Source organism: Streptomyces sp. M-16, assembly GCF_052114405.1.
Lineage (GTDB): Bacteria > Actinomycetota > Actinomycetes > Streptomycetales > Streptomycetaceae > Streptomyces.
Genome location: NZ_JBFRER010000021.1, coordinates 114,313 through 123,928 on the forward strand (window position 1 = coordinate 114,313; position 9,616 = coordinate 123,928).

General features: G+C 70.6%; 10 protein-coding genes and 1 pseudogene. 3 read left to right on the top strand and 8 right to left on the bottom strand.

The genetic code is table 11. From position 1 onward, the window contains the following. Positions 1–553: 553 nt before the first annotated feature. Positions 554–1,951 (bottom strand): S53 family peptidase, encoded by a 1,398-nt coding sequence (locus AB4039_RS12780; RefSeq protein WP_266844574.1) that lies wholly within the window; start codon positions 1,949–1,951, stop codon positions 554–556. A 451-nt stretch (positions 1,952–2,402) separates the two neighbouring features. On the opposite strand from AB4039_RS12780, the gene AB4039_RS12785 reads away from it, so the two are divergent. Next, complete coding sequence (locus AB4039_RS12785; protein WP_266844576.1) at positions 2,403–4,445, top strand: M4 family metallopeptidase; 2,043 nt, start codon at positions 2,403–2,405, stop codon at positions 4,443–4,445. A 180-nt stretch (positions 4,446–4,625) separates the two neighbouring features. Here AB4039_RS12785 and AB4039_RS12790 read toward each other — a convergent pair whose 3' ends face one another. The 4 genes from AB4039_RS12790 to AB4039_RS12805 all read right to left on the bottom strand — a co-directional run bounded on the left by AB4039_RS12790 (position 4,626) and on the right by AB4039_RS12805 (position 7,368). Next, positions 4,626–5,090, bottom strand: a complete 465-nt coding sequence (locus tag AB4039_RS12790) for a hypothetical protein (RefSeq protein WP_442270758.1) — start codon at positions 5,088–5,090, stop codon at positions 4,626–4,628. A 416-nt stretch (positions 5,091–5,506) separates the two neighbouring features. Further along, positions 5,507–5,752, bottom strand: a complete 246-nt coding sequence (locus AB4039_RS12795; RefSeq protein ID WP_266844579.1) for a hypothetical protein — start codon at positions 5,750–5,752, stop codon at positions 5,507–5,509. A 366-nt stretch (positions 5,753–6,118) separates the two neighbouring features. Further along, entirely contained in the window at positions 6,119–6,553 is a 435-nt protein-coding gene (locus AB4039_RS12800; protein WP_266844580.1) for a nucleoside deaminase, read from the bottom strand. Next, positions 6,550–7,368 carry an LLM class flavin-dependent oxidoreductase gene (locus AB4039_RS12805; protein WP_266844581.1) on the bottom strand — a complete coding sequence of 273 codons (819 nt, stop codon included), beginning with the start codon at positions 7,366–7,368 and terminating at the stop codon, positions 6,550–6,552. Before AB4039_RS12805 ends, AB4039_RS12800 begins: the two co-directional genes overlap by 4 nt. A gap of 93 nt (positions 7,369–7,461) precedes the next feature. Between AB4039_RS12805 and AB4039_RS12810 the strand changes: the two genes are divergently transcribed. Then, positions 7,462–7,908: an Lrp/AsnC family transcriptional regulator gene (locus tag AB4039_RS12810; RefSeq protein ID WP_442270759.1), complete on the top strand. Its 447-nt coding sequence runs from the start codon at positions 7,462–7,464 to the stop codon at positions 7,906–7,908. A gap of 159 nt (positions 7,909–8,067) precedes the next feature. Here AB4039_RS12810 and AB4039_RS12815 read toward each other — a convergent pair whose 3' ends face one another. Further along, positions 8,068–8,499, bottom strand: a complete 432-nt coding sequence (locus tag AB4039_RS12815) for a PPOX class F420-dependent oxidoreductase (protein ID WP_266844585.1) — start codon at positions 8,497–8,499, stop codon at positions 8,068–8,070. A 110-nt stretch (positions 8,500–8,609) separates the two neighbouring features. Further along, positions 8,610–8,888: a carboxymuconolactone decarboxylase family protein gene (locus tag AB4039_RS12820; RefSeq protein ID WP_442270760.1), complete on the bottom strand. Its 279-nt coding sequence runs from the start codon at positions 8,886–8,888 to the stop codon at positions 8,610–8,612. A gap of 86 nt (positions 8,889–8,974) precedes the next feature. On the opposite strand from AB4039_RS12820, the gene AB4039_RS12825 reads away from it, so the two are divergent. Beyond that, the gene (locus AB4039_RS12825; protein WP_442270765.1) at positions 8,975–9,388 is read left to right on the top strand and encodes a MarR family winged helix-turn-helix transcriptional regulator; all 414 of its coding nucleotides are present in this window, start codon (positions 8,975–8,977) and stop codon (positions 9,386–9,388) included. Positions 9,389–9,513: 125 nt separating this feature from the next. Here AB4039_RS12825 and AB4039_RS12830 read toward each other — a convergent pair. Next, a pseudogene (locus AB4039_RS12830) lies at positions 9,514–9,616 on the bottom strand (lytic transglycosylase domain-containing protein); the annotation flags it as partial.

A 9,616-nucleotide genomic window follows, 5' to 3' on the forward strand; every position in this document is an offset into this window, starting at 1 on the left:
CCGGGCGATGGGGTCTGCTGGTCGGAACCTGTCACCGGCCGTGACTCGCCGGCCGGCGAGGGGATCCGCGTACGGCCTCCCCGGCGGCATCGACACCGTCACCCGGTACGCCGGGGAACGCCGGTGACCGGCTACGCAGCGCCCCGCACGGCCACGCGCACTTCCCGCCGGACGGGCGCGCAGCCGTGCGTTCGGCGGGGAGTGCGGAGGGAAGTGCGGTGGGTCGTGGCGCGGTGTCATCCGCCCGGCCGGCGGACGCCGTTGGCGGTCCGGCGGTAGGGGGGCGGCCGTGGGTCCCGTCTCGGTGGGTTCGTAGTGGTGGACGGTCGCTGTGACCGTCTCTGCCCCGTTCCCCACCAGGCGGCCGAACAGGGCCCTCGGCGACCGCGGGGTCGGTGCTCGCCCTGATCGTGCTCGCGCAGTCGGGGCCACCGCCGGACGGCATGGCGTCCCGCAAGGTGCTCCAGTACTGCCGGACCGGCCGCACCGCGGACGCACGGGTGCGCTGCCTGCTACGGCAGCGCACCCGTGCCGGGCTGTCGGCGGCGAACCGTCAGCCGCGCCGTCCTTCGCGGGCGAGGGCCGGCACGAAGCGGGCCGCGTCCAGCGTGCCGATACCGGTGGCCATGTCGTAGCCGTTCACCGCGGTGTAGCCGGTGACGCCCTGGTAGCTGTTGTTCGTACCGTCGTTGACGTCGACGATGCCGGTGGAGCGGTCGTAGGCCGAGCGCCCGTACAGGCGGTACAGCGCCTCGTTGATGTTGCCCAGGCGCTTGCCCGCGGCCTGGTCGGCCAGGGCCACGATGCCGGAGAACAGCGGGCTGGACTCGCTGGTGCCGCCGGAGACGTCCCAGCCGGTGGCCGCCGGGTCGTAGCTGGTGTAGATCCACGCGCCGCCGTCGACCGCGGCGGCCATCGAGATGTCCGGGGTGCCGCGCTGCGCGCCGACGATGTTCTTGACGCCGTTCTGGAAGGCCGGGCGCTTGAACACGTGCGACTGGCCTCCGCCGCCCGCGCCGTTGTCGTTGTAGACGCTCTCGGGGGCGGTCCGCTTGCCCGCGTCGTCCAGGTGCAGCTGGGTTCCTCCGATCGAGGTCACCAGCGGGTCGGAGGAGGGCCAGGAGTTGACGGGGTGGTCGTAGTAGGCGCTGCCGTCGGCGTTGTAGTCGGTGGCTCCGCCGTCGCCGGAGGAGGCGAGCACGGTGACGTGTTTGCGCGCCGCGGCCTCGTAGGCGTAGCGCAGGTTCTTGATGCTGGAGAAGTCACCCTTGTCGAAGCCGGGGAAGGTGTTCTCGGTCGCGCCGAAGCTCTGTGTGATCACGTCGCCGATGCCGCGGTCGATCAGGGACTTCTCGGCATCCATCATCTCCGGCAGGCCGGTGGTGCCCTCGGTCTCCGCGACCGCCGTCTCGACCAGGACGATCTTCGCGTCCGGCGCCATCGCGTGCGCCATCTCCACGTCGAGGGCGGTCTCGCCGGCCCAGCCCAGCATGTCGGCGTTCTTGGGGTCCCACGCGGGGACGTTGCCCCACTTGACCACCTCGACCTGGGTGCTGGGTATCCCGAACTGCTTGCTGTAGACGTCCAGGTCGTGCTGGACGGTCGGCGAACCGAAGGAGTCCACGATGACGATCGTGCGGCCCTTACCGGTGATGCCCGCCTTGTACAGCGGGTTCAGGTCGTACGCCGCGCGGTACTGCAGCGGGGTGTAGCAGGCGATCTTCCATTTGGTCCGGCACTCCTCGGTGGAGAGCGGGCTGCCCACCGAGCGGATCAGCTGGTGTCCCGCGATGGCCGGACGGGCCACGGTGCGCGGGACCGCGGAGGTGTGCGGCGCGGAGGCGGTGGCGGCTCCGGTCGGTGGGGCGGCCGCCATCGCGGTGAGCGCGAGACCGGCGGCAGCGGCCGTTGCGGCCGCTGCGCGCGGCCACGTACGACGAACTGGATGCATTGCAGACTCCCTGGGGGGGTGGCGCCGCGCAGAGCGGCTACCGAGATCACACCCGGCAAGTCATGTGCAGGACAAGGGTGTTTGACGCTTGATGCCGAACGCTTTACCTGAATGCGCAGTACGCCGCCTCCACGGCCCGCCTCCACCGCCACGTCCCGGCCACCGGTGTGGGCCCTCCGTGGACCCACCCCCGGCCTGAGCAAGTCCCGCCCCAGGTCAGCCCGGTCGGGCCTGACCGAGCCGGCCGATCACCACCCCAATGTGTCCGCTCAGCGAACACCGAACAGCGAAATCCGGACTCCCTGCGGCCAATTCGTGACGCGTCCCTGACAAAGATCGCGATCGCTGGCACTCTCTCCCACATCCCCAGCACGGACCAGCTCCGCACGCTCTGCCCGGACGGCCTCATCCCGGTCGCCCGGTAACCCCCCACACGCAGAAGGAGTTCAGCGTGAAGTCCACGCATCGCCGCAACGCCACCGCCACCGGTGCCCTGCTCGCCGCGGCCGCCCTGCTCACCGTAGGTGTCCAGGCGGGCAGCGCCAGCGCGCAGCCCGAAGGATCCGCGAACACCGCAGCCCCCAAGGGCCAGCCGGTGCGCAACCCGGGCGCGCTGCCCGCACAGCTCACCCCGTCCCAGCGCGCCGAGCTCATAGCCAAGGCGCAGAGCACCACGGCCGCCACGGCCAAGGAGCTCGGCCTCACCTCCCAGGAGAAGCTCCTCGTCCACGATGTGGTCAAGGATCAGGACGGTACCACCCACACCCGGTACGAGCGCACGTACGAGGGACTCCCGGTCCTCGGCGGCGACCTGGTCGTCAACCGCTCGGCGGCCAACACGACGCAGAGCGTCAGCAAGGCGTCCACCGCCCAGCTGGCGGGCGTCTCCACCTCCGCCCCGGCCGACGCTCCGGCGGCCGCCTCCACCCAGGCCCTCGACGCCGCGAAGGCGGTCGGCTCCAAGGCCGCCAAGGCCGACGTCGCGCCCCGCAAGGTCGTGTGGATGGCCAAGGGCGTGCCGACCCTCGCCTACGAGACCGTCATCGGCGGCCTCCAGGACGACGGCACCCCCAACCAGCTCCACGTCATCACCGACGCCAAGACCGGTGCGAAGCTCCACCAGTGGCAGGGCATCGAGACCGGTGTCGGCAACACCCACTACAGCGGTCAGGTCACGCTCGGCACCTCGAAGTCCGGTACGAGCTTCACGATGAACGACAGCGGCCGCGGCGGCCACAAGACGTACAACCTGAACCACGGTACGTCCGGTACGGGATCGCTCTTCAGCCAGTCCACCGACACCTGGGGCAACGGAGCCAACTCCAACGCCGCCACCGCGGGCGCCGACGCCGCCTACGGCGCCGGGGTCACCTGGGACTTCTACAAGAACATCCTCGGCCGCTCCGGCATCCGCGGCGACGGCGTCGCCGCCTACTCGCGGGTCCACTACGGCAACGCGTACGTCAACGCGTTCTGGGACGACGGCTGCTTCTGCATGACCTACGGCGACGGAACGGGCAACAACGACCCGCTGACCTCGCTGGACGTCGCCGGCCACGAGATGACGCACGGCGTCACCGCCGCCACCGCCGGCCTGAACTACAGCAACGAGTCGGGCGGCCTGAACGAGGCGACCTCCGACATCATGGGCACCTCGGTCGAGTTCTACGCCAACAACCCCAGCGCGCCGGGCAACTACCTCATCGGCGAGCAGATCAACATCAACGGCGACGGCACCCCGCTGCGCTACATGGACAAGCCGAGCAAGGACGGCGGGTCCGCGGACAGCTGGTACTCCGGCGTCGGCAACCTCGACGTCCACTACTCCTCGGGCCCGGCGAACCACTGGTTCTACCTGGCCTCCGAGGGCTCCGGCGCCAAGACGGTCAACGGCGTCAGCTACAACTCGCCGACCTCGGACGGCCTGCCCGTCACCGGCATCGGCCGGGACAAGGCGCAGCTGATCTGGTACAAGGCCCTCACCACCAAGTTCAACTCCAGCACGGACTACGCGGGTGCCCGTGAAGGCACGATCGCCGCGGCGACCGAGCTGTACGGCGCCGGCAGCGCCGAGGTCAAGAACGTCACCGACGCGTGGGCCGCCGTCAACGTGGGCGCCCGCTCGGGCGGTGGCACCACCACCCCGGGCAACGTCTTCGAGAGCACCGCCCAGGTCGCCATCCCGGACTCCCCGGGCCCCGCGGTCACCTCGTCGGTCAACGTCACCGGTGTCACCGGCAACGCGCCGAGCGCCCTCAAGGTCGGCGTGAAGATCACCCACACCTACGTCGGTGACCTCCAGATCGACCTCGTGGCGCCGAACGGGACCTCGTACCGCCTGCAGAACTCCTCCTCGGACTCCACGGCGAACCTCGACAAGACGTACACGGTCAACGCCTCGGCCGTCGCGGCCAACGGCACCTGGAAGCTGAAGGTCCAGGACAAGGGAGCCGCGGACGTCGGCACCATCACCGATTTCAAGCTCACCTTCTGATCGCCTGACCGCACGTGATCTGAGGTTTCAAAGGGCCTGATGGCCTGATCCCACGTATGCCGAAACCCCCGCCTCCAGGACACAGGAGGCGGGGGTTTCGTGCGGCGAATGGCGCGCGGCCCTGCGCGCTGCGGCCCGGCGATGTCGTCGAGCGTCAACAACCATGCGGGAACGACACACCTAGCCGTACGGGTTGAGTGCCCAGAAGCGGACGATGTCGCTGCGACGGTCGAACCACAGGTGGGTGGTGTGGCCGCTTTCGTCACGGTCGAGCTCGTGCGACCGGATCCACTGCGGGTCCTCCGGCCCCTCGCCCCTGAGCGGCTTCTCGAACCACGAAGAGAAGTCATCGGCCGGCCCTTCGGAGACGAAGGCGTGGGCCGCCGTCAGCTCGGCACGCTTCCCCGGTGTCAGCTTGGCGAATCCCGAGATCACCAGCTCCGGCGACGGCAGGTCCCGCTCGTTGTCCCGGCTGCTCACCCACTTGGCATCGGTGAGCGGGCCCAGCAGCGGGAACGCCCGCTCCAGCGGTGCGGGGTCGGTGTGCCAGTCCTCCGCGGCTCCGTTCGCCACCTGACGCAAGCCCCACCAGGCGGGTAGAACCGCGAGCGCCGCCCCGATCCCGATCACCTTCCGTCGCTCCACCGCGTCCCCCTCATCCCTGACTTCGCGGGCACCCCGTCTGGCACGAGCACCTCACCCGGACCACCTGTCAGGCACAACCGAACACGATCCCCGGACCGAAGCGCTGCCTACACCGCCAACCCGTTCCCCAAGGGTGAGGGCAGCCGATCGTTGCGCGCAACGTCCCGTCCGGGAAGCATCCCGCCGTCCTCATGCCCGCCCCGCTGATCGGCCTCGGCCCGCGGGCCACCGAGGCCCGCGCACCCCTCCCGCCCCGGCGCAGGCTCGCACGCGCTGCCGGGCGGTGCCGCGCCCCCCGGTGCCGCCCGCCCGGACGAGCGGCCGGGGGCACCGGCCACCAAACGCCCTGCGCCCGTCAGCGCCGCCCGGGCATCCGCCCCTCGCGCCTCACGGGCTGGGCGGCGCGTAAGGCGTTCCTAGTTCCCGATACCGCTGCTGCCGATCCCCGAGTTGCCGATGCCGGCGCTGCCGATCCCCGAGTTGGCGAAACCCGCGTTGCCCAGGCCCCAGTTGGCGATGCCGGCGTTGCCGACGCCCTTGTTGGCGATACCCGCGTTGCCGACACCCGAATTCCCGATACCCGAGTTCCCCACTCCGTCCGCGCTGGCCACCGCAGCTCCGCCGAGGGCCAGGAGCGCGGCCGTGCCCAGCACAGCTGCCATGCGGAGAAGACGTGTACGCATTATCAGATACCTCCTGTTTTCGGACTATTGCCCCCTATCTGTAGCATGCCGAGATCCGGGAAACCGACATTCCGCCCCTCGACACCGTCCGCGGCACCACTCGGCCGGAGGCTGTCACCAGATCGGTGTACCGCTGCCGGGAAGGACGAGTCCTGCTCCACGCGCCCCGCCGGATACCGAGGGCGGGCGCCCGTCACGCCCGCCGAGCCGCCTCCGGAGCCCGACCGATCAGGCGGCACTCTGCAGACCCGGGCCAGGGCGGGGTCGCTCCGCAGCGGAAACGGTTGCGGCCGACGTGCGGTCGCCCGGCGACGACCCCGACGACCCAGGCCCCCGGTCGCAGCTCTATCTCCGGTAGTAGTCGGCGATGGGGGTGCGCGCCTCGTCGAACAGGGCCGGGCCGTCCTGCGGTGTCGTCGGCCAGGCACCCGACTCCGGGTTGAGCTCGACGAGTTGCGCTGTGGAGAGCGCGTAGACGACACGGCCGAGTCCGGAGCGGACGATTCCTCCGGCGCACATGCCGCACGGCTCGCAGCTGGTGTACAGCGTGGTGCGTGCGGCCGTGTGCCCGTCGAGTTCGCGGGCCGCCCAGCGGGAGAGTTTGAGTTCCGGGTGGGCGCTGATGTCGTTGTCGCGTCGCACCGTGTTGTGGGCTTCGGCGAGGATCGTGCCGTCCGGGCCGGCGAGCAGGGAGCCGTACGGCGCGTCGCCCAGGGTGACGGCATGGGCCGCGATGGCGATCGCCCGCCGCAGGAGTGCCTCGTCGGCAGTGGTGATCATGAGAGTGTCCTCCGGTGTGCGGCCACGGCGGTGAGCGCCTGCCAGGCCTCGTGGGGCCGGCGGGTCGCCTCCGGATCTCCGTGGTACGGGTCGAGCACGACGGTGTCGGCTCCGAGGTCGTGGAGTCGGTCGAGGTCGTCGAGGACCTGATCGAGGGTGCCGGTACCCGCGAGCCGCTCGGGGTCGGTGATCGGTGCGGTGGTCAGCCGAAGGGCGATGCGGGGTGCGAACCCCGGCAGCGAGTGGTTCGCCAGGACCGAACGCATCCAGGGAAGGGTGCCCCGCAGCGGATGCCAGGCATCTCCGAACCTGATGGCCCGCCGGATCCCCGCGTCACTGTTGCCGCCGACCCAGACGGGAATCGGGGCGGCGTGCTCGTCGGCCTCCTCGTGCCAGGCCTTGCGCAGGGCGACGAGGTGTTCATCGGTGAGCCTGCCGCGCGCGGTGAACGGGACGCCGAGCGCGGCGAATTCCTGACGGGCCCAGCCCACTCCCACGCCGAGCACGAGCCTGCCGCCGCTGAGCTGGTTGAGGTTGGTGGCCATCCGTGCCACCAACAGCGGATGCCGGTAGGGCAGTACGAGCACGGTCGTACCCAGCCGCACCCTGGTGGTGATGCCGGCCAGCCATGACAGCGTGGTGAACGGCTCGTAGAAGGGTGCGGGATAGCGCGCGGCCACGTCCGGAGTGACGGCCACGTGATCCGACACCATGAGGAGGTCGAAGCCGAGCTCCTCCACGATGCGTGCCCACTCGCGCAGCACGCCGGGGTCGGTCCCAGGCCCGAAGTTCGGTACGTTCACGCCAAGTTGCATGGACGGAGGCTATCTCGGCGATCAAGGAATCTGGAATACGGTTCTCCTGGTCGGACCGCCGTTCTTCCGGAAGTTTCCCGGTAGGGTCGCGATATGACCGGGAACCTTGATGACATCGACTGGGCGATCATCGACGAGCTGCAACGGGACGCGCGCATCTCCCTCAGCGAGTTGGGACGGCGTGTGAGTCTCGGCTCGTCAGCCACCACCGAGCGGGTGAGGCAGCTGGAGGCGGCGGGCGTCATCACCGGATACCGCGCCGTGGTCGATCTGGGCAAGGTCGGCTACCCCGTGCTCGCCGTCGTCCGGCTGAAGTACCCGGGCAACCGCCATCAGCCGTTGCACCGGCTGCTCGCGGAGCGACGGGAGGTCCTGGAGTGCCTGCGCACCACCGGCGACGACTGTTACACCCTGAAGGTGGCCGCGACCTCCATGGAGCAGTTGGAGACCATCATGGACGAACTGGCCGGCTTCGGAAGTACGACCACCAGCGTCGTCTACGGCCAGACGCTGCCCTATCGCGGACCCAGCAGGCCCTGACGGACGACTTCATCACCTGGCTCGTGCCGCTCAGGGGGACAAGGCCGGCCGAGCCCGGCATCGGGTTGCTGAGCGCCGTGGCTCTCGCCGAGCTCATGCGCCTACGAGGCGGGGCTCGTCACGGTGTGACGAGGATCCCGCCGCCCCGTACGCGCGCCGTCAGCGGATCCTGTCGCCGTACACGTGGTCGACCGTCATCGTCATCAGCACCCGGCGGTCGGCCACCATCGCCGCCCGGTACTCGTCCCAGTCCGGGTGCTCGCCGGCCGCGGTCCGGTAGTAGCGCACCAGCGCCTCGACCTCGGGGCCCTGCGGGTCGGTCCCGGGCCCCGTCAGGGTGACGGTCCCTTCGGCGGTGGCCCAGGCCCAGCCGTCGGGGCGGGTGACCTCCAGGGCTGCGCGGGGATCGCGGCGCAGGTTCGTCGTCTTGGCGCGGCCCTCGGTCATCGAGACGTAGAGGACGTCGGCGGCCCGGTCGTAGAAGGGCATGACGGGCGAGAGCTGCGGACGGCCGTCCGCCTTGATCGTCGCGAGGACACCGAGGCGGCTTTCCGCGAGCAGTGCGCGCGGGTCGTACGAGGTGGTGTTCATGACCAATGCCAAGTCCGTGCCCGGCGGCGTCTATTCCCGCCTCACCCGGATGGACGCCCATACGGGCGAACGGCCGCCCGCCCCCCGCCGGCACCCTGGGCGCCGGGTGGTCAGGCGGCTCGCGTGAGCCGGTTCGCGAACGTCGAGACCGTGTACGTGCCGATGCCCAGGACCACCTCCAAGGCGTTCTGGCGCGTGTAGCCGGACTCCTGGAACCGCCCCAGGTCCTCATCACTCACCGCCCCCGACGACGCGAGCACCTGGAGGGTGAACTCCTCCACCGCCCGCAGTCGTTCCGGGTCCGGGGCAGGGCCCAGAGCGGTGAGCTTCGCCTCGTGCATGCCCACGCGGAGGTGGCACTGGTTGCGGGCGGCGACGGTCAGGATCACGGTTTCGCGGGAGCGGGGGTCCAGGGTGGTGGACTCGAAGATCTCACTTCGAGCTCCCGCTCCTCCTCTTCGCCGGCTTCCGCACCCTGATCGATCGACCGCACGCCCGCCTCGCCGCCGAGGGACACCCCGACCTGCGCCCCGCGTACGGCTTCGCCATGCAGGCCATCGGGCCACGAGGGGCGACCGCGAGCGATATCGGGCGCCGGCTCGGCGTGTCCAAGCAGGCCGCGGGCAAGACCGTGGACCGCCTCCTCGCCGTCGGCTACGCCGAACGCACCGACGACCCCGCGGACGCCCGCCGCAAGCTCGTCCGCCTCACTCCGCGCGGCTTCGACGCCCTGGCCCGTTCAGCCGCGATCTTCGACGACCTGCGGGCCCAGTGGGTCACGACCCTCGGCGCCGATCGCGTACGGGACATGGAGGCCGCGCTGCGCACCGTCGTACCGGCCGAAACCGCGTACCGGCTGGACGCCACGAGCTGGCTCGGAGGGGCCTGACGCGGGGCTCGCACACGCGCCGGCCGCGGGTATGCGAAAACGCCCGGCGGGGTGGTCCCTGCCGGGCGTTTTCGGATGCCCGCGGCCCGCGGCCTGCTGTCCGCTGTCGGYCGTCCGCCGGTGGTTTAGTACCAGTGGTTGTTCTGCCAGAAGTTCCAGGCGCCGACGGGGCTGCCGTAGCGGGAGTTCATGTAGTCCAGGCCCCACTTGATCTGGGTGGCCGGGTTG

Coding starts and splice junctions, on each gene's coding strand:
- AB4039_RS12800 (WP_266844580.1), bottom strand. CDS start 6,553: ATGATCACCACTGCCGACGAGGCACTCCTGCGGCGGGCGATCGCCATC.
- AB4039_RS12795 (WP_266844579.1), bottom strand. CDS start 5,752: ATGGCAGCTGTGCTGGGCACGGCCGCGCTCCTGGCCCTCGGCGGAGCT.
- AB4039_RS12815 (WP_266844585.1), bottom strand. CDS start 8,499: ATGAACACCACCTCGTACGACCCGCGCGCACTGCTCGCGGAAAGCCGC.
- AB4039_RS12780 (WP_266844574.1), bottom strand. CDS start 1,951: ATGCATCCAGTTCGTCGTACGTGGCCGCGCGCAGCGGCCGCAACGGCC.
- AB4039_RS12810 (WP_442270759.1), top strand. CDS start 7,462: ATGACCGGGAACCTTGATGACATCGACTGGGCGATCATCGACGAGCTG.
- AB4039_RS12805 (WP_266844581.1), bottom strand. CDS start 7,368: ATGCAACTTGGCGTGAACGTACCGAACTTCGGGCCTGGGACCGACCCC.